This is a genomic window from Pseudomonas sp. lyk4-R2A-10 (assembly GCF_030209075.1).
Taxonomy (GTDB): domain Bacteria; phylum Pseudomonadota; class Gammaproteobacteria; order Pseudomonadales; family Pseudomonadaceae; genus Aquipseudomonas; species Aquipseudomonas glycinae.
The window spans coordinates 1-19332 of sequence record NZ_JARVSR010000004.1; the positions used below are offsets into that span (position 1 = coordinate 1).

The following is a 19332-nucleotide window of genomic DNA, read 5'->3' on the forward strand; positions in this document are numbered from 1 at the left end:
TGCATCGGGCGTTTTGAGGCTGAAACAGGTGTAAACCTATTTCAGGACTAGACAGTTCGCTGAATGCCGTTACGATTCAGGCCCCGACATGGAATAACCCGGCTTACTTGTTTTATTTCACCTGGCAAACCCCACAGGATGTACGGCATGGCAGAAGAGCTCGAAGACTTCGCCGGGGGCATCAGCAACAAATACCAGCAACCTCTTGCCTTTTAAGGTCAACCACCAAGAAAGCGAACCAGAGGTGCCAGGAAGCTCACCTTCGCTAGAGCACTTACAAGGCGCGCAAAGGCTTCTTCGCTGAGGATAAACGCGGGTATGAAGAAAACGCTCGAGACCAGGAGTATCAAAGATGCACTCATCCAGTCAGCCGTGAAAATAGCCACAACCGCTACTACCAGCATCAGAATCCACAGGGAAAAAGACAGCCTCCTACCCAGCTTTTGATTTGGATATTTGCTGAACATGATTCGTTGGCTCCGGCAGCTTTCAATCACGGTAGTTCCTGAATGGACGGCTGTCGATACAGATCCAACCAGGGCTTCTTCCTCCCTTGAATTTGATAGCCGCTATAGCGGTAAGGACCCCATATGCTCGATGCAAAAATTCACCATTCACTGAACACGCTCATGGCCAAGTTGCTGGTGATGCATCACGAAATCGATGCTTTCAGCTATAAGTACGAAAGCCTACGCACGCGCCAAATGGGTAATTGGTGAGCTGAAAGTTTTGTATGTTCGAATCATGGCCCGGAAGGCTGGGCACAAGGTCCGTTCGAAACGGCTGATCGTGTCGGAAGGTGGCACTCCGAGATGGAGGCGATTTTACGGAGGAGCTTTGATGTGGCCCGCGATGCCGCTGGAGTCGAAAAGGTCGAGTTCCAAATGCGTGACCTGCGCGCCAAGGCTGGCACTGACAAGGCGGAATCGAGTGGCGATATCATGCAGACCAAAGATCAATTTGGACAAACCACCGTTGTGGTGACCCGAGTAGTACATCCGGAATCGCAAGGGCAAGAAGTGATGCCAACGAAGCGAATTGCGGACCGCTGTCAAAATTGCGACCCGGAAACAAACAAGGGTTTGCATCAGCTTTCGCTCGCAAACCCTTGATTTTAGATGGTGCCCGAAGCCGGAATCGAACCGGCACGCCCTTACGAGCGGGGGATTTTAAGTCCCATGCGTCTACCAGTTTCGCCATTCGGGCGGTAGCGCGGTGTTGCTTGGCTCTGATGACGATTCGCAGTCCTGACAGGAACTGCATGTCGGCGGCAGAGGGGGAAATATATACATCACTTCCCGGTGAAGCAAGTTTGCAGTTGCCGTTTCAAAGACTAAATCTTTCCGTGCAACGCAAATAAAAAAGCTCCGTAAATCATGGATCTACGGAGCTTGTTTATAGTGGAGGCCGAGGTCGGAATCGAACCGGCGTAGGCGGATTTGCAATCCGCTGCATAACCATTTTGCTACTCGGCCTCAAAACATTTGCTGTCAGTAGCGCAACAACAAACGTTATACAAACTTGGAGCGGGAAACGAGACTCGAACTCGCGACCCCGACCTTGGCAAGGTCGTGCTCTACCAACTGAGCTATTCCCGCTTGGTGTGGCGCATTCTATAGATTCCAGATGCCCCGTCAACCCTTTGATTCAAAAAAGTTTTATTTCTTTTCAACATCGGTCTTCAGATGTGGCCAGGCAGCGCGGAGGTATTGAACCATCGACCACAGGGTCAGGCCTGCAGAGACCATCAGCAACGCATAACCGACCAGAACCCAAAAGCTGAAATCTTTTGGATTGGCCAGCAGGATCACCAGCGCGAGCATCTGTGCAGCAGTTTTCCACTTGCCCAGATTCGACACGGCCACATGGGCCCGTGCACCAAGCTCGGCCATCCACTCACGCAATGCCGAAACTACGATCTCGCGACCGATGATGACAGCCGCCGGAAGTGTGAGCCAAAGATTGCCGTGTTCTTGCACCAGTAGCACCAGGGCAACGGCAACCATCAGTTTGTCAGCGACGGGATCCAGAAACGCACCAAACGGCGTGCTTTGCTCCAGGCGTCGCGCGAGATAGCCGTCGAGCCAGTCCGTTGCCGCCGCAAAGGCGAATACCGAACTTGAGGCCAGATAGCTCCATTGGTAAGGCAGATAGAACAACAGAATGAAAATCGGGATGAGCAGGACGCGGAGAACGGTTATCAGATTAGGGATATTCATCGGCACAACTGGCTACGAGGTGAATGGGCATTCTACTCACTATGCAGGTTTGCATAAATCGACTCTGCTAGCTTTTTGCTGATCCCCGGTGCTTTGGCGATCTCTTCGATGCTTGCACGAGACAGCTCCTGCAATCCACCAAAATGTTTCAACAAGTCCCGACGCCGGGTCGGCCCGACGCCTGCCACACCTTCCAGCGTTGACGTGCGGCGGGTCTTGCCGCGTCGTGCACGGTGGCCTGTAATTGCAAAGCGGTGGGCTTCGTCACGAATCTGCTGGATCAGGTGCAGCGCCGGCGAATCCCCCCGCAAGGTGAACTCGTTTGCCGCATCATTTAGATACAAAGTCTCGAATCCCGCCTTGCGCGTGGCGCCTTTCGCGACCCCCAGCAAGATCAGATCCGGAACCGCCAGTTCGTTGAGCACATCACGCGCCATCGACAGCTGCCCCTTGCCGCCGTCCACCAACAGGATGTCCGGCAGTTTGCCCTCGCCTTCTTTCAGCTTGCTGAAGCGTCGGGTCAGGGCCTGATGCATGGCGGCGTAATCGTCGCCGGCGGTCACACCTTCGATGTTGTAACGACGGTAATCCGACTTGATCGCCCCTTCCGGGCCGAACACCACACAGGACGCAACCGTGGCTTCACCGCTGGAGTGACTGATGTCGTAACACTCCAGCCTTTGTGGCGGCTCATCGAGATTCAACACTTCAGCCAGTGCCTCGAAACGTGCTGCAACGTGTTGACGATTGGCCAACCTGGCGCCGAGTGCCTGTTCGGCATTGGTCACGGCCAGTTGCTGCCAGCGCGCCCGTGTTCCGCGCACCCGATGACTGATGCTCAATTCACGCCCGCGCAGCGCCTGAATGGCCTCGATCAGTGCAGGGAAGTCTTCGTGCACGACGTTGACGATCAGTTCGCTCGGCAAATCGCGCTCCGGGCTACTGATGAAATATTGCCCGAGGAAAGCGGCCATGACCTCGGCCACTTCCTCTTCAATCCCGACTTGCGGGAAGAAATTCTTGCTGCCAAGCACCCGCCCTCCCCGCACGCTGATCAGGTGGACACAGGCACCGCCCGGATTGACGAACGCAGCGATCACATCGATGTCGCCGGTACCGCCCTCCATGCTCTGTTGATCCTGCACCCGACGCAGCAAGGCAATCTGGTCGCGCAGTTCGGCGGCGCGTTCGAATTCGAGGTTGATTGCTGCCTCTTCCATCGCCGTCGACAGCTCATTGGTCAACGCATGACTGCGCCCTTCGAGGAACATCACCGAGTGACGCACGTCCTCGGCGTAAACCTCAGGCTCGACCAATCCGACGCAGGGCGCCTTGCAACGCTTGATCTGATATTGCAGGCACGGCCGGGTCCGGTTCTTGTAGTAACTGTCCTCGCACTGACGCACGAAGAACGTCTTCTGCAAAAGGCTGAGGCTTTCGCGGATCGCCCCGGCACTCGGGTAGGGACCGAAATACTTGCCCTTGCCCTTTTTAGCCCCGCGATGAATGCTCAGGCGCGGAAATTGCCCGTCAGACAAAAAGACATAGGGATAGGATTTATCGTCGCGCAACAGGATGTTGTACGGCGGCCGCCACTCCTTGATGAGAGTTTGCTCGAGCAGCAACGCCTCTGTCTCGTTGGACGTGATGGTGGTTTCGACCTGGGCGATACGCCCGACCAGTGCTGCGGTTTTCGGCGCAAGGCCGGTCTTGCGGAAGTAGCTGGCCAGACGTTTTTTGAGGTTCTTCGCCTTGCCGACGTACAGCAGACGCGCATCGCTATCGAACATGCGATACACGCCGGGACGCCCGCTGACGGTTGACAGAAAGGCGCCTGAATCGAAGGTTTCAGTCATGATCAGAGGCTGGCATCAACCATGCCGTGACGAACCGCAAGAAGCGTCAGTTCGACATCGCTGCTGATCGAGAGCTTCTCGAATATGCGGTAGCGGTAGGTGTTAACGGTTTTCGGCGACAGGCACAATTTGTCGGAAATGATCTGAACCTTCTGACAGCCGACAATCATCAGCGCAATCTGGATTTCCCGCTCGGACAACGCATCGAATGGTGAATCGTTGGTCGGCTGAAAGGATTTTATGGCGAGTTGCTGGGCAATTTGCGGACTGATATAGCGCTGGCCGGCAAACACCAGGCGTATGGCCTGAACCATTTCCGGCAGTCCGGCGCCCTTGGTCAGATAGCCCGCCGCACCGGCCTGCAGCAACCGTGTAGGAAACGGGTCTTCCTCACACACGGTGACCGCGACCACTTTGATGTCGGGATGGCTGCGCAACAGTTTGCGCGTGGCTTCCAGGCCGCCGATGCCCGGCATCTTGACGTCCATCAGCACCACGTCGGGCTTCAACTCACGAGCCTTGATGAGGGATTCTTCCCCGGACTCGGCCTGGCCCACTACCTGCAGGCCATCGATGTCGGCCAGCATACGTGTAATGCCTGTACGAACGAGATCATGGTCGTCGACCACTAGCACCCTAATCAAGCAGACACCTCGCGATATGGTCTTATTGGGATGCCGGACACCTTAGCAAAAAGTGCCGGGCAGACCTAGCGGCAAGCGACATATAAAAAGTTTCAATTCTTCATCGGGGGCTTGCCGGCCGTGGGTTTCAGAGCACAGGTGTACTCAAATCGAGCTGCATTCGCAGGAAACACTCGTCCTCGCCCTGCACCAACATTCCTTTTCTTCGATAAAGGTTTTGCGCCGGATTGTTTTTGAATACCGTCAGGCGCAGCGCCGGCCTGCGCTCCAGCCGGGCCATCGCACTAACCTGATCGATCGCCCAGGATCCCGCGCCCTGGCCTTGAGCGCTTTCGACGATCTGCAATTCGCGGATATACACGGCCCGAGCATCACGACTGAGACTGAAATACCCCGTCAATTCGCCTTCCTGAAGGATCAACCAGTTGTCGCGCCCGGCCCAGGCGACATCGAACGCCTCATCCTGCCACAGCAAGTCATAGTGAATGTAGTAGCGGAGCATGTTTCGGCAAGTCAGCTCTCGCACAAACGACAGGTCGGCGGCCGTTGCCTGGCGCAATTCAAAACTCATTCCCGCCTCGATACGCGTCAAAAGCAGAGTGTGGCACAACCAGGCGAGCGCTCAACCCATAAAGTCCTTCTTACTACTCCGATAGCATTTTCTGATTGCTGATGCGCAGCAGCCTCTAGTAAGCTCGGCGCATTCATCGGAGACAGCTCATGTTCAACGCCCTTTCACAGCCCCATACCAGCAGCGCCTCGCGCTCGGTTGCGGCTGCCCGGGTGAACGGTGCCTCGGCTCCAGCAAGCTTTTATTTTGGGTATTGGTTTAGCCACTGGCGCGCCTGATACCCAACCGGCGCCCATTTGAACGGGTCGCCTACCAGAGATTTCTCAACCCCCGGTCGGCCTCCCGACCGGGGGTTTTGTTTTTTCAGGCCCGAACTTTTTTCAGCAACACACCAGACACTTTGAGGATTCAACCAATGAACTACGCCACTTATTACCGTTACGACAGTTTTACCGCCTGGCGATTTACCAGCCTCCGCTCGGGACAGCCTGCCGCCTCCGATCGGTCACCCACAGGTGGCAAGCCAACACACGTAGCCAATCCGGCCAATTGTCGAACACCCCAGTAGGGCCGATTGAGCGGGAAGACCCCGCCCTCCGCCCTGGAAGACCGAATATGAACTCGTCCGTTTCTGCTCTGCCACTGTCCACCCTGAACCCTGCCAACGAAGCATTGACCCTGCGTCTGCCGAGTTCGCTGCAACTCAAACAGCAATTGCCCCTGAGCAATGCGCTGAACCAGCAAGTCGTTGCACACCGCCAGGCGGTCCGCGCGATTCTCGATGGCCATGACCCGCGTTTGCTGGTGATCGTCGGCCCCTGCTCGATACACGACCCTGAGTCCGCGCTTGAATACGCCAGCAAACTTTCGCATCTGGCCGAAGAAGTCCGTGATGACATGCTGCTGGTGATGCGTGCCTACGTCGAAAAACCTCGCACCACCGTCGGTTGGAAAGGCCTTGCCTATGACCCTCATCTGAATGGCAGCGACGACATGGCTGCAGGCCTCACCCTGTCGCGCGAACTGATGCTCGAAATGATCCGCGTCGGACTTCCGATTGCCACCGAACTGCTGCAGCCCATGGCCGCCGGGTACTTCGATGACTTGCTGAGCTGGGTCGCCATTGGCGCCCGTACTACCGAGTCCCAGATCCACCGGGAAATGGCCAGTGGACTGAGCATGCCGGTCGGCTTCAAGAACGGCACCGATGGCGGCGTGACCGTCGCCGTTGACGCGATGCGTTCGGCAGCACATCCCCATCGTCACTTCGGCGTCGACAGCCAGGGCCACCCGGCAATCATCCAGACCCCGGGCAACCAAGACACACATCTGGTGCTGCGCGGTGGCCACAAAGGGCCGAACTACGACCGCGAAAGCGTTTCCAGAATCAACGCCGAGTTGAACCGCCTGAAGATCCCGAAGCGGATGATGGTTGATTGCAGTCATGCCAACAGTGGCAAGGACCCACTCCGGCAGCCAGGCGTGTTCAACGATGTGCTGGAGCAACGCTTGAAGGGCGACCGCTCGCTGGTCGGCATGATGCTTGAGTCACACCTGTTTGAAGGATGCCAACCGTTGAGCGAGTCGCTTCGGTACGGAGTTTCGATTACCGATGCCTGCCTCGGGTTCGATTCCACCAGGCAGTTGCTGCTGGACGCAGCGCATCGCATGCGAAAACAGGCCTCAGCCTGACAGTGAACACCGCCCTCCGCTGCGCGTTCTCACGGAGGGCGGTGCAGTGTTCACAACAGATGATCACGCCTGCACTTGCAGCAACATCACCTCGGACTGCTGACTGACGTCGTCCAGCCGCTCGACCGAGTAGGATAGCCGCACGACGGTATTGACGTGCTCGCGCCAGAACCGATAAGGCACGATGAACACCAAAGACTGCATGGCCATCCCGCTGATGATTTCTCGGTCGTCACGGTGAAAAAACGACTCGCCATCGCACTTGAGATAAACCAGCTCGCCCTCCTCGACTCGCGCATCACTTATCAGCACGCTGACACCATCGATGGCATCCGTCACATTGAGCACTCCATCATCCGCTTCAAGCACCTGAGGAGCCGGCAGCTCACCTCGTACCAATGGAGCAATGCTGACTCGCGTAACACCTGACTCGTGTACGGCTCCGCTCTTCTGCTCGATACGGTAGCGAATCACCACCTCGCCCCCAAAATGCGGGGCGATGAATTCAGGAGCGATCCCGAACACCAGAGGCTGACCAACAGCAAAGAACTCAACGATAAGCGCGTCTCGAAACGATGCCTCCGGTGAAGGCCCCTGCCAGATCAACTGCACCCGATCGCCTGCACTCATGCCTGCATAAGGTTGAAGAATGGCAGTCGTTCCGTAGGGTACGCGAGCCGGATCGAGACTGCCTCCGACGGCATCCTCGACGATGGCTGGCAACAGACTGTAACGGATGTCCCCAACGTCCAGCTGTGTACGCAATGAAGTGACAGGCTCCGATCTCGTGACGCTGGTCAACGTCCAGTAGACTTCCAGAGTCCCCCCGTCCAGCGCAGCGATGTGAGCGTCCCGTACGATCAGAACGATATCCTTGCCCAATTGCCCTTCACTGACGGATCGCGAAATGTCGTGCCGATATGGCAAACCTTGTATATCGAGACCATGCCAACTCAAAACCACCCGGTCCCCGCACGCCATTCCAGGCCAGGGCGCAATCCTGACGACAACCCTGCTCAATGACGGATCAATGACCGCCCCTGTAATGGAATCCAGTGCGGGAGCCGGCAACGGCAGAGCCCGACCACCCTCCCGACACAACCCGGGCGACCGAATACCCTCACCGTCCATCCCTGTGTCCTTTTCTTGCAAAACCGTAGTTTCTGCATCTTTCATCAGTTGCCTCTCCACTCCCTGGAAATGACACGTCGCCTGAGCGCTGTGTCGAAGAGTCTCTATTTAAAGCGTGTCATCATTGACCCGATGTCAGCTCATCACGCTTCAAGCCAGAGCCGAATGCACCAAAGGAAGTAGGCAAAGAAAGGAAAAATACTTTCAACGAGGCGAAAGCTTTCTAAATGTTCCGAAGTGGATTTCATACAGAAGTGAAAATTCACACACACATTGATCGAGTTTCCGATGCATGACGGCGAATCTTCAGGCATCCCAAGCCTCACGACTGTTTTAGAGTGGCACGCAGAAAACATCGACGATCTTCTGCGATCAAGGACGAAAAATGCTACTAAATGCGACAACCAATCATCCCGTTCTACTGGTGCATGGCCTGTTCGGATTCGAGCGCATTGGCCCTTTCGAGCTGTTCCATGACGTCAGGCAGGCGCTCAAGGCGGTCGGCGTCCAGGTATTTGTGCCTCATCTGTCAGCAATCCATGACAATGAAGTTCGCGGGGAACAGCTGCTTTCGCAAATCGGCTCCGTGCTCAGGGGCACAGGCGCGAGCAAAGTCAACCTGATTGGTCACAGTCAGGGCGCACTCACAGCACGCTACGCTGCAGCGCTTGCCCCAGGCAGGGTTGCTTCTGTGACGTCGGTCAGCGGGCCCAACCACGGTTCGGAACTGGCCGACTTCCTGATCAAGGCGCTGAAACCAGGAAGACTGCCGGAAATCGTGGCCCAGAACGTGGCGACACGGTTTGCAGACTTCCTGTCCTTGCTCAGCGGGCGCACGCCGTTGCCACACAGCGCATTGGCGGCGCTGGGTGCGCTGACAACGGAAGGAGTCTGCAACTTTAATGACAAGTACCCGCAGGGCCTGCCACACGTCTGGGGCGGTCAAGGTGCCGAGTGTGTCAATGGCGTTCGCTATTACTCGTGGAGCGGGGTCGTGCCGGAGTTTGACGGGCCGACACTCGACCCCGTACAGGATATCTGCAGCGCCCTGTCCGAATACTTCATTACAGAACCCGCGCAGAACGACGGTTTTGTCGGTCGCTTCAGCTCTCACTTGGGTACGGTGATCCGTTCAGATTACCCACTCGACCATTTGCGCACTCTGCGACGAGCAGCCGGACAGCGCGCCGTGGCGAACGACTCGATCGAACTTTACGTGGAGCATGCTCTGCGTTTGCAAGCCGCTAATCTCTAGCGACCGGCATCAGACGAGCGAATGGAACTTTGCCGAGAAATCGGCCACTGAATCCGGTAGGCTCACCCCTTTACTGATTTGATTGGAGAGTTTCACCATGGCTAAAGCCACTGCCCGCCACATCCTGGTTTCCAGCGAAGCCAAGTGCAACGAACTCAAGGCCCAGATCGAAGGTGGCGCCGATTTCGCCGAAGTGGCCAAGGCCAACTCCACCTGCCCGTCCAGCCGTCAGGGTGGCGACCTGGGTTCGTTCGGTCCTGGCCAGATGGTCAAGGAATTCGACACCGTAGTGTTCAGCGCGCCGATCAACGTCGTACAAGGCCCGGTGAAGACCCAGTTCGGCTACCACCTGCTGGAAGTCACCAGCCGTCAGGACTGATTTTCAGCCCGACCTGCTGTGCAACGGCCCGCCTGATGGCGGGCCGTTTTGTTTTGGTTACACCACACCGCTGGCGAACGGCGCGCCGCTCGCGTACAAATTGCGCTTATCGATTACCCGGCTTTAAGGCTGACAATGCGACTGGCTTTCCCGACATTGATGTTCACTGCCGTAACCCTGCTGCTGGGGATCACCGGTGTGGACGCCGCACCGCAGCATGCAATGACCGTCTATGGCGAACCGGCAAAGTACCCGCCCGGGTTCAGTCACTTCGATTACACCAACGCCCGGGCGCCCAAGGGTGGGACGATGCGCCGCTCGGCCATCGAGATCGGCCACTTCGACCACGTCCTGCCGTATATCGACAAAGGTATCGGCGTCAGCCAGATCGACGGTCTGCTGTATTCCCCGCTGGCCCAGCGTTCGCTCGACGAGCCCTACACCGTATACGGCCTCGTGGCGCAGAAAATGGAACGCTCGGATGACGGCCTGTCGTTGCGTTTCTTTATCAATCCCAAGGCCCGCTTCGCCGATGGCAAGCCGATCACCGCCGAAGACGTGCGCTACACCTATGATTTGCTGATGACCCAGGGCAGCCTGCGTTATCGCACCCAGTTCGCCGACGTCAAAGGCGTCGAAGTCGAAGCCCCGCTCACCGTACGTTTCGATTTCAAGAGCAACGAAAACCGCACCCTGCCGCTGGACATCGCGACCCTGCCGGTATTTCCCGAGCATTGGTGGAAGACCCGTGATTTCGCCGGCGGTGGCGGCTATGAACCGCCGCTGGGCAGCGGCCCGTATCGGGTCGGCAAGGTCGACTCCGGGCGTAGCATCACCTTTGAACGCAATCCCGACTGGTGGGGCAAGGACCTGCCGGTCAGCCGTGGCCTGTACAACTTCGACCACTTCAGCATCGAGTACTTCGGCGACACCGACGTCGCCCGCCAGGTCTTGCGCGGTGGCGCCTATGACTACAACCGAGAATTCTCCGCCACCGGCTACTCCATCGGCTACGACAGCCCCGCTCTGAGCGACGGTCGCCTGCAAAAGGCTCATCTGGCCACCGAGGCGCCGCAGTCGGCCCAGGGTTTCGTGTTCAACCTGCAAAAGCCGATGTTCCAGGATCGTCGGGTACGCCAGGCGCTGGCCATGCTCTGGGATTTCGAATGGAGCAACCGGCAGATGATGCGCAATATGTACATCCGCCAGCAGAGTTACTTTTCCAACACAGATCTGGCCGCCCGGCAGTTGCCGGATGCCGCCGAGCTGAAGATTCTCGAACCCTTGCGCGGCCAGATTCCCGACGAGGTGTTTACCCGGGTCTTCGAAGCACCGAAGACCGATGGCAGCGGCATTATCCGCGACAAACAACTGCAAGCGCTGGAGCTGCTGGAACAGGCCGGCTGGAAACCCGATGGCGACCAGTTGGTCAACGAACGCGGCGAGCCGCTGAGTTTCACCTTTCTGGTCAGCCAGAACGGCATGGATCGCCTGCTGCTGCCCTACAAGCGCACGCTGAAACAGATCGGCATCAACCTCGACATCCGTCGCATCGATTCCTCGCAGTACGTCAACCGCCTGATGAGCCGCGACTACGACATGATCGTCACCGGCTACCCGGTCACCACCTCCCCCGGCGGCGAACTGTTGAACTACTTCGGTTCGGCATCGGCCAACGATCCCGGCGCCAACAACTACATGGTGCTGAAGAACCCGGCGGTCGACACCTTGATCAACGGCCTGATCCGCGCCTCGACCCAGCCTGAAATGCTGCGCTATGCCCATGCGCTGGATCGGGTGCTGCAATGGAACTACTACTGGATTCCCAACTATTACCCGCCGGGCACGTCCACCGTGTGGTGGAACCGTTTCGGCATTCCCACCGTGCAGGCGAGCAATGACGAAGCGATCGAGAGCTGGTGGGAAATCAGCAGCACGCCGCTGACCAATCAGCAGATGACGGCCGAGAAGATCAGCCGTGGCAGACCCGGAGGGCCGCACTGATGTGGGCTTACATACTGCGGCGCCTGCTGCTGATCATCCCGACGCTGGTGATCATTCTGCTGGTCAACTTCGTGATCATTCAGGCCGCACCGGGTGGTCCGGTGGAACAGGCCATCGCCCACCTGCAAGGCATCGGCGGCGCCAGCGTCGGCGGCGGTGCGAGCGAGACCATGAGCGGCACGTCCCGCGCCAGCCGCGGCCTCGATCCGCAGCTGATCAAGGACATCGAAAAACAGTACGGCTTCGACAAACCCGCCCATGAACGCCTGTGGCTGATGCTCAAGAATTACGCGCAACTGGATTTCGGCAAAAGCTTTTTCCGCGGCGCCACGGTCACCGACCTGATCCTGCAGAAAATGCCGGTGACCATTTCCCTTGGCCTGTGGGCGACGCTGATCACTTATCTGGTGTCGATCCCGCTGGGCATCCGCAAAGCCGTGCACCACGGCAGCCATTTCGATATCTGGAGCAGCACGGCGATCATCATCGGCTACGCCATGCCGGCATTCCTGTTCGCGATGTTCCTGATCGTGGTGTTCGCCGGCGGCACCTCGCTGAACTGGTTTCCGGTGCGCGGGCTGGTGTCCGACAACTTCGAATCCCTGTCGACGCTGGGCAAGATCACCGACTACTTCTGGCACTTGGTGTTGCCGGTCACGGCCTTGGTGATCGGCGGTTTCGCCACCCTGACCATCCTCACCAAGAACTCGTTCCTCAATGAAATCACCCGTCAATACGTGGTCACCGCGCGCGCCAAAGGCCTGAGCGAAAACCGGGTGCTCTACGGACACGTGTTCCGCAACGCGATGCTGCTGGTGGTGTCGGGCATTCCCCAGGCGTTCATCAGCGTATTCTTCGCCGGTTCGTTGCTGATCGAAGTGATCTTCTCTCTCGACGGTCTGGGGCGCATGAGTTACGAAGCGGCCGTGTCCCGTGATTATCCGGTGGTGTTCGGCTCGCTGTTCATCTTCACCCTGTTCGGCCTCCTGATAAAACTGATCGGCGACCTGTGCTACACGCTGGTCGACCCGCGCATCGACTTCGCCGCGAGGAACGCCTGATGTTCAAGCTCTCGCCTTTGGGCCGTCGCCGCTTCGAACGCTTCAAGAAAAACCGCCGGGGCTGGTGGTCGCTGTGGCTGTTTATCGGTCTGTTCCTGCTCAGCCTTGGCGGCGAACTGATTGCCAACGACAAGCCATTGGTCGTCAGTTATCAGGGCCAATGGTATTTCCCGGTATTCAAGCGCCACACCGAACAGGAGTTTGGCGGGCAACTGCCGTTCCAGGCCGACTACCGCAGCGATTACGTACAGAAGCTGATCCGCAAGGACGGTGGCTGGCTGTTGTTTCCGCCGATTCCGTTCAGTGACGACACCCCGAACTACGACCTCAACAAACCGGCACCGAGCCCGCCGACTTCTGTCAACTGGCTGGGCACCGACGACCAGGCGCGCGACGTACTGGCTCGGGTGATCTTCGGCGCTCGGGTATCGATCCTGTTCGCCTTGATGCTGACCTTCGTCAGCGCCCTGATCGGCATCGCGGCCGGCGCTCTGCAGGGGTATTACGGGGGCTGGGTAGATCTGCTCGGTCAGCGATTGCTGGAGGTCTGGTCGGGGTTACCGGTGCTTTACCTGCTGATCATCCTCTCGGGATTCGTCGAGCCGAACTTCTGGTGGCTGCTGGGGATCATGGCACTGTTTTCCTGGCTGGCGTTGGTGGACGTGGTACGCGCCGAGTTCCTGCGCGGTCGTAATCTGGAGTACGTCAAGGCTGCCCGGGCCTTGGGCTTGAGCGATCGCAAGGTGATTGTCCGGCATATCCTGCCCAACGCGATGAACGCGACCCTGAGCTACTTGCCCTTCATTCTGACCGGGGCGATTTCGACCCTGACCGCGCTGGATTTCCTCGGCTTCGGCATGCCCGCCGGCAGCGCTTCATTGGGTGAGCTGATCGGTCAGGGCAAGCAGAACCTGCAAGCGCCGTGGCTCGGCTTGACCGCGTTTTTCACCCTGGCGCTGATTCTTTCCCTGTTGGTATTCATCGGCGAAGCGCTGCGCGATGCCTTCGATCCGCGCTCATGAACGGACCCTTGATATGACTGACAACCTGATCGAAATCCGTGACCTCAGCGTCGCCTTCCATGGCCAGACCGTGGTGCGCAACCTGTGCCTGGACATTCGCCCCGGCGAGTGCCTGGCACTGGTCGGCGAATCGGGCTCGGGCAAATCGGTGACCGCCCATTCGATCCTGCAACTGCTCCCCGAATGCGATGCCCGGACCACCGGCAGCATCCGTTATCGTGGCCAGGAACTGGTCGGCGCTGATCCCAAGACCCTGCGCGACCTGCGAGGCAACCGCATCGCCATGATTTTCCAGGAGCCGATGACCTCGCTCAATCCGTTACACACGATTGAAAAGCAGATCGGCGAAACCCTGTTGCTGCACCGCGGCCTCGGCGGCAAAGAGGCTCAGGCGCGGATCCTCGAACTGCTGGAACTGGTGGGCATCCAGAAACCGAAAGAGCGACTGAAGGCCTATCCGCACCAGCTGTCCGGCGGGCAGCGCCAGCGGGTGATGATTGCGATGGCCCTGGCCTGCGAGCCGGAATTGCTGATCGCCGACGAACCAACCACCGCACTCGATGTGACCGTACAGCGCAAGATTCTGTTGCTGCTCAAATCCTTGCAACGGCGCCTGGGCATGTCGCTTCTGCTGATCAGTCACGACCTCAATCTGGTGCGCAGCATCGCCCAACGGGTGTGCGTGATGAAGGCCGGCGAGATCGTCGAGCAGGCGCCGTGCGAAACCCTGTTCACCGAGCCGAAACACCCTTACAGCTGCGTGTTGCTCAATGCCGAACCGGAAGGCGAAGCGCTCCCGCGGGACGAACGCGAAAACGTGCTCGAAGTCGATGACCTGCGGGTTGATTTCACGGTCGGCGGCGGGCTGTTCCAGCGCAAGCAATACCTGCGCGCGGTGGACGGCATCAGCCTGAACATCCAGCGCGGCAAGACGCTGGGCATCGTCGGCGAGTCCGGTTCGGGCAAGTCTACCCTCGGTCAGGCGATCCTGCGGCTGCTCGAATCCAAGGGCAGCATTCGCTTCCAGGGCACGGCACTCGACGGCCTCGACCAGAAGCAGATGCGCCCGTGGCGCCGACAAATGCAGGTGGTGTTCCAGGACCCGTTCGGCAGCCTCAGCCCGCGCATGTCGGTGGCGCAGATCATCAGCGAAGGGTTGGAGGTGCATTGCCAGTCCACCGCCGAGGAGTGCGACGATCAGGTGATCCGCGTGCTCAAGGAAGTGGGCCTCGACCCTGAAAGCCGTCACCGCTACCCCCATGAGTTTTCCGGCGGGCAGCGTCAGCGCATTGCCATTGCCCGGGCACTGGTGCTCAAACCGGCGCTGATCCTGCTCGATGAGCCGACTTCGGCGCTGGATCGCACCGTGCAGAAACAGGTGGTCGCCCTGCTCCGCCAGCTACAGGAAAAACACGGCCTGACGTATCTGTTCATCAGTCATGACCTGGCCGTAGTGCGGGCGCTGGCCCACGACATGATCGTGATCAAGGATGGCAAGGTGGTCGAAAGCGGCGCCAGCCATGACGTGTTCGATTCACCGCAGCATCCCTATACCAAAGAGCTGTTGGCCGCGGCGCATCCGGGATAGGCATAATCGCGCCACCTGACTTCCGCCAATGGACGCCGCCATGAACACCACCGAAAGCCTCAAGGATTACCAACGGGTTCGCACCCTGGCGATCCGTTCGTTGTTCGAGATCATCGAGCAATCCAGTGAAGGCACGGTGATTGTCGACCGCGACGCGAACATCGTCTGGATGAACGAGCGCTACGCTCGGCGCTTCGGGCTCGACTCCGCCGCCGGGGCCATCGGCAAGCCTTGCGAAAGCGTGATCCCCGGCAGCCTGTTGCGTGAAGTGGTGCGCACCGGGCGGCCGATTCTGCTGGACATGCAGGACACCCCGAAAGAACCGCTGGTGGTGATGCGCCTGCCGATCCATGACGACGCCGGAGCGGTGATCGGCGCCATCGGTTTTGCCCTGTTCGACGAACTGCGCACGCTGTCGCCGATGCTCAAGCGCTACCTGAGCATGCAGGAAGAACTGGCCTCGACCCGTTCGCTGCTGCGTGCAAGGCAGACCAAATACAACTTCGCCCACTTCATCGGCACCAGTGCTGCGAGCCTGGAAGTCAAACGCCGTGCCCGTCGCAGCGCCAGTGCCGAGTCGCCGGTGCTGTTGCTGGGCGAAACCGGCAGCGGCAAGGAGTTGCTGGCTCAAGCGATCCACGGCGCTTCACCTCGGGCACACAAGGCGTTCGTCAGCATCAACAGCGCGGCGATTCCTGAAGCACTGCTTGAAGCCGAGTTCTTCGGCACCGCGCCCGGCGCCTTCACCGGCGCCGACCGCAAGGGCCGCACCGGCAAGTTGCAGATTGCTCAGGGCGGGACGCTGTTTCTCGACGAGATCGGCGACATGCCGTTGCCGCTGCAAAGCAAATTGCTGCGGGTGCTGCAGGAAAAGGAATTCGAGCCTGTAGGCTCCAACGATGTGATCCAGAGCGATGTGCGGGTGATTGCGGCGACCTCGACGGATCTGGAGGCGGCGATCAAGCGTGGCGAATTCCGCGCCGACTTGTATTACCGCCTCAACGTATTGCCAATTCAGGTGCCGCCACTGCGTGAACGACTGGACGATCTGCCGGCCCTCAGTGAGGCGATTCTTGAAGAACTGCGCAGTCAACATGAACTGAACCGCGAAGCGCTGGAGCTGCTGGGTCAGCATGCCTGGCCAGGCAATATCCGCGAGCTGCGCAATGTACTGGAGCGGGCAGCGTTGCTCAGCGATGACTTGATGCTGACGGCGGATGACATTCGCTCTGCAATTGGAACGTTTACACCGGTTGAGCGAACGCTGGCACCCTTGCCTGAACCGGCAATCAACGAGACCTTCAGTCAAGCCCGGGAGCGTTTTGACCGGCAGTTGATTCAATCCACCCTCGCGCAATGCGGGGGCAAGGTGATTGAGGCGGCTGAGCGGTTGGGACTGGGCCGTTCGACGCTTTACAAGAAAATGATTGCGCTGGGGATCGCAGAGTCTCAATAAGGAGACAAAGTTCTCCAAATCAAGACAACATCAAAAGCATCGCGGGCAAGCCCGCCCCACAGGGGAATGCGTTCAACTGTGGGAGCGGACTTGCCCGCGAAAGCGTCCTCACAGCCATAGAAGTCTCCAAAAAGAGACAGAACTTCGAAAGCCATCACCAAAAATCAAACTAATACCTTTTATTTCAACAAGTTAACCATCTGGCACAGATCTCGCTATAGCCCTCCCCACACCCGTTCCACCCACAAAAATAACAATCGAAGGAGCACACCATGAGTGTGATCATCGCCTTGGCAGCCCTCGCGCTGCTGATGCTCGCGGCCTATCGTGGCTACAGCGTTATCCTTTTTGCCCCGATCGCCGCCCTCGGCGCCGTCCTGCTCACCGACCCGTCTGCCGTCGCCCCTGCTTTCACCGGGGTGTTCATGGAGAAAATGGTCGGCTTCATCAAACTCTACTTTCCCGTGTTCCTGCTCGGCGCCGTGTTCGGCAAGCTGATCGAGTTGTCGGGTTTCTCCCGCTCGATCGTCGCGGCAGCGATTCGCTTGCTCGGCACCCGCCAGGCGATGCTGGTGATCGTGCTGGTCTGCGCCCTGCTCACCTACGGCGGCGTTTCGCTGTTCGTCGTGGTGTTCGCGGTCTACCCGTTCGCAGCGGAAATGTTCCGCCAGAGCAACATCCCCAAGCGCCTGATCCCGGCGACCATCGCCCTCGGCGCGTTCTCGTTCACCATGGACGCCCTGCCCGGCACGCCGCAGATCCAGAACATCATCCCCAGCACCTTCTTCAACACCACCGCCTGGGCGGCGCCATGGCTGGGTGTGATCGGCACGATTTTCGTGTTCTGCGCCGGCATGCTGTTCCTGCAGCGCCAGCGCAACAAGGCGCAGCGTGCCGGTGAAGGCTACGGCACCGAACTGCGCAACGAACCGGAAACCGCCGAAGACCTGAAACTGCCCAACCCGTGGATTGCCCTGTCGCCGCTGCTGGCGGTGGGCATCATGAACCTGTTGTTCACCCAGTGGATTCCGCAGTGGTATGGCAAGACCCACAGCCTCGCGCTGCCGGGCATGGCCGCACCGGTCACCACCGAGATCGCCAAACTCACGGCGATCTGGGCGGTGCAGGCGGCCCTGTTGGTCGGCATCCTGATGGTGCTGGCATTCGGCTTTAAAGCGATCAAAAGCAAGCTTGCCGAGGGCAGCAAAAGCGCAGTCAGCGGTGCACTGCTGGCGGCGATGAATACCGCGTCGGAATACGGTTTCGGTGCGGTTATCGCCTCGCTGCCAGGTTTCCTGGTGCTGGCCGACTGGCTCAAGAGCATTCCCAATCCGCTGGTCAACGAAGCGATCACCGTGACCCTTCTGGCCGGTATCACCGGTTCCGCTTCGGGCGGCATGAGTATCGCGCTGGCAGCGATGTCCGAACAATTCATCAGCGCCGCCCACGCCGCCAACATTCCGCTGGAAGTGCTGCATCGGGTGGCCGCGATGGCCAGCGGCGGCATGGACACCCTGCCGCACAACGGCGCGGTGATCACCCTGCTCGCCGTCACTGGCCTGACTCACCGTGAGGCCTACAAGGACATTTTCTGTATTACGCTGATCAAGACCCTGGCGGTTTTCGTGGTGATCGGCACTTTCTACGCTACTGGCATTGTGTGAGGTATTGATGACGACTCTTTCTGGCAAGACCGCACTGGTTACCGGCTCCACCAGCGGAATCGGGCTGGGCATCGCCCTGACGCTGGCCAAGGCTGGCGCCAACCTGATCCTAAACGGCTTTGGCGACGCCTCCAAGGTGATCGCCGAAGTCGAGCAGTTCGGCGGCAAGGTCGGCCATCACCCGGCGGACGTCAGCGATCCCGCCCAGATCGCCGACATGATTGCCTACGCCGAACGCGAGTTCGGCGGCGTGGACATTCTGGTCAACAACGCCGGCATCCAGCACGTCGCGGCGGTGGAAGAATTTCCGGTGGAGCGCTGGGATTCGATCATCGCGATCAACCTGTCGTCGGTGTTTCACAGCACTCGCCTGAGTTTGCCGGGCATGCGCGCCAAGGGCTGGGGGCGAATCGTCAACATCGCCTCGGTGCATGGTCTGGTCGGTTCCACCGGCAAAGCCGCGTACGTGGCAGCCAAGCATGGGGTGATCGGCCTGACCAAAGTGGTCGGCCTGGAAACCGCCGCCAGCAACGTCACCTGCAACGCCATCTGCCCGGGCTGGGTGCTGACGCCGCTGGTGCAGAAGCAGATCGATGATCGCGCAGCCAAGGGCGTCGACCCGCAGCAGGCGCAACACGATCTGCTGGCCGAAAAGCAGCCGTCGTTGGAGTTCGTCACGCCGGCGCATCTGGGTGAACTGGTGCTGTTCCTGTGCAGCGAGGCCGGCAGTCAGGTGCGTGGCGCCGCGTGGAATATCGATGGCGGGTGGCTGGCGCAGTAAGCTTGCAAA

General features: G+C 59.0%; 18 protein-coding genes and 3 tRNA genes. 12 read left to right on the plus strand and 9 right to left on the minus strand.

Annotated elements, in window-relative coordinates; genetic code table 11:
- Positions 1 to 218: 218 nt before the first annotated feature.
- On the minus strand, positions 219 to 467 hold the full coding sequence (locus tag QRN46_RS07600) for a hypothetical protein (protein WP_285354463.1): 249 nt from the start codon (positions 465 to 467) through the stop codon (positions 219 to 221).
- Between the two features lie 123 nt (positions 468 to 590).
- Here QRN46_RS07600 and QRN46_RS07605 point away from each other — a divergent pair, with 123 nt between their 5' ends.
- The gene (locus QRN46_RS07605) at positions 591 to 719 is read left to right on the plus strand and encodes a hypothetical protein (RefSeq protein WP_269117473.1); all 129 of its coding nucleotides are present in this window, start codon (positions 591 to 593) and stop codon (positions 717 to 719) included.
- 123 nt (positions 720 to 842) lie between these two features.
- Positions 843 to 1112, plus strand: coding sequence for a hypothetical protein (locus QRN46_RS07610; RefSeq protein WP_285354464.1), 270 nt, complete (start codon positions 843 to 845; stop codon positions 1110 to 1112).
- 7 nt (positions 1113 to 1119) lie between these two features.
- Here the strand turns inward: QRN46_RS07610 and QRN46_RS07615 are convergent.
- The 7 genes from QRN46_RS07615 to QRN46_RS07645 form a co-directional block, all read right to left on the minus strand.
- Positions 1120 to 1206, minus strand: a tRNA-Leu gene (locus QRN46_RS07615).
- Positions 1207 to 1401: 195 nt separating this feature from the next.
- Positions 1402 to 1475: transfer RNA gene (locus tag QRN46_RS07620), tRNA-Cys, on the minus strand.
- 47 nt (positions 1476 to 1522) lie between these two features.
- Positions 1523 to 1598: transfer RNA gene (locus QRN46_RS07625), tRNA-Gly, on the minus strand.
- A 60-nt stretch (positions 1599 to 1658) separates the two neighbouring features.
- Positions 1659 to 2219 carry a CDP-diacylglycerol--glycerol-3-phosphate 3-phosphatidyltransferase gene (pgsA, locus tag QRN46_RS07630; protein ID WP_085745522.1) on the minus strand — a complete coding sequence of 187 codons (561 nt, stop codon included), beginning with the start codon at positions 2217 to 2219 and terminating at the stop codon, positions 1659 to 1661.
- Between the two features lie 32 nt (positions 2220 to 2251).
- Positions 2252 to 4075: an excinuclease ABC subunit UvrC gene (uvrC, locus tag QRN46_RS07635; protein ID WP_285354465.1), complete on the minus strand. Its 1824-nt coding sequence runs from the start codon at positions 4073 to 4075 to the stop codon at positions 2252 to 2254.
- 2 nt (positions 4076 to 4077) lie between these two features.
- Positions 4078 to 4719, minus strand: a complete 642-nt coding sequence (gene gacA, locus QRN46_RS07640) for a response regulator transcription factor GacA (RefSeq protein ID WP_032829778.1) — start codon at positions 4717 to 4719, stop codon at positions 4078 to 4080.
- Between the two features lie 127 nt (positions 4720 to 4846).
- Positions 4847 to 5290, minus strand: a complete 444-nt coding sequence (locus QRN46_RS07645; RefSeq protein WP_201818441.1) for a GNAT family N-acetyltransferase — start codon at positions 5288 to 5290, stop codon at positions 4847 to 4849.
- A 615-nt stretch (positions 5291 to 5905) separates the two neighbouring features.
- Between QRN46_RS07645 and QRN46_RS07650 the strand changes: the two genes are divergently transcribed.
- Positions 5906 to 6982: a 3-deoxy-7-phosphoheptulonate synthase gene (locus QRN46_RS07650; protein ID WP_285354466.1), complete on the plus strand. Its 1077-nt coding sequence runs from the start codon at positions 5906 to 5908 to the stop codon at positions 6980 to 6982.
- Positions 6983 to 7045: 63 nt separating this feature from the next.
- On the opposite strand, the gene QRN46_RS07655 is transcribed toward QRN46_RS07650, so the two are convergent.
- The gene (locus QRN46_RS07655) at positions 7046 to 8158 is read right to left on the minus strand and encodes a hypothetical protein (protein ID WP_285354467.1); all 1113 of its coding nucleotides are present in this window, start codon (positions 8156 to 8158) and stop codon (positions 7046 to 7048) included.
- Positions 8159 to 8498: 340 nt separating this feature from the next.
- Between QRN46_RS07655 and QRN46_RS07660 the strand changes: the two genes are divergently transcribed.
- The 9 genes from QRN46_RS07660 to hbdH all read left to right on the plus strand — a co-directional run bounded on the left by QRN46_RS07660 (position 8499) and on the right by hbdH (position 19323).
- The gene (locus tag QRN46_RS07660; RefSeq protein WP_285354468.1) at positions 8499 to 9368 is read left to right on the plus strand and encodes an esterase/lipase family protein; all 870 of its coding nucleotides are present in this window, start codon (positions 8499 to 8501) and stop codon (positions 9366 to 9368) included.
- 97 nt (positions 9369 to 9465) lie between these two features.
- Positions 9466 to 9747 carry a peptidylprolyl isomerase gene (locus QRN46_RS07665; RefSeq protein ID WP_007952068.1) on the plus strand — a complete coding sequence of 94 codons (282 nt, stop codon included), beginning with the start codon at positions 9466 to 9468 and terminating at the stop codon, positions 9745 to 9747.
- Between the two features lie 135 nt (positions 9748 to 9882).
- Positions 9883 to 11751, plus strand: a complete 1869-nt coding sequence (locus QRN46_RS07670; RefSeq protein WP_285354469.1) for an extracellular solute-binding protein — start codon at positions 9883 to 9885, stop codon at positions 11749 to 11751.
- Positions 11751 to 12812 (plus strand): microcin C ABC transporter permease YejB, encoded by a 1062-nt coding sequence (locus tag QRN46_RS07675; RefSeq protein ID WP_007952064.1) that lies wholly within the window; start codon positions 11751 to 11753, stop codon positions 12810 to 12812. Before QRN46_RS07670 ends, QRN46_RS07675 begins: the two co-directional genes overlap by 1 nt.
- Positions 12812 to 13834 (plus strand): ABC transporter permease, encoded by a 1023-nt coding sequence (locus QRN46_RS07680; RefSeq protein WP_007952058.1) that lies wholly within the window; start codon positions 12812 to 12814, stop codon positions 13832 to 13834. Before QRN46_RS07675 ends, QRN46_RS07680 begins: the two co-directional genes overlap by 1 nt.
- A gap of 13 nt (positions 13835 to 13847) precedes the next feature.
- A complete protein-coding gene (locus tag QRN46_RS07685; RefSeq protein ID WP_285354470.1) occupies positions 13848 to 15422 on the plus strand; it encodes an ABC transporter ATP-binding protein in 1575 nt (524 codons plus the stop codon).
- 40 nt (positions 15423 to 15462) lie between these two features.
- Complete coding sequence (locus QRN46_RS07690; protein WP_285354471.1) at positions 15463 to 16878, plus strand: sigma-54 interaction domain-containing protein; 1416 nt, start codon at positions 15463 to 15465, stop codon at positions 16876 to 16878.
- A 272-nt stretch (positions 16879 to 17150) separates the two neighbouring features.
- Positions 17151 to 18542, plus strand: a complete 1392-nt coding sequence (locus tag QRN46_RS07695; RefSeq protein ID WP_007952055.1) for a GntP family permease — start codon at positions 17151 to 17153, stop codon at positions 18540 to 18542.
- 7 nt (positions 18543 to 18549) lie between these two features.
- Complete coding sequence (gene hbdH, locus QRN46_RS07700; protein ID WP_007952053.1) at positions 18550 to 19323, plus strand: 3-hydroxybutyrate dehydrogenase; 774 nt, start codon at positions 18550 to 18552, stop codon at positions 19321 to 19323.
- The last annotated feature ends 9 nt before the right edge of the window (positions 19324 to 19332 follow it).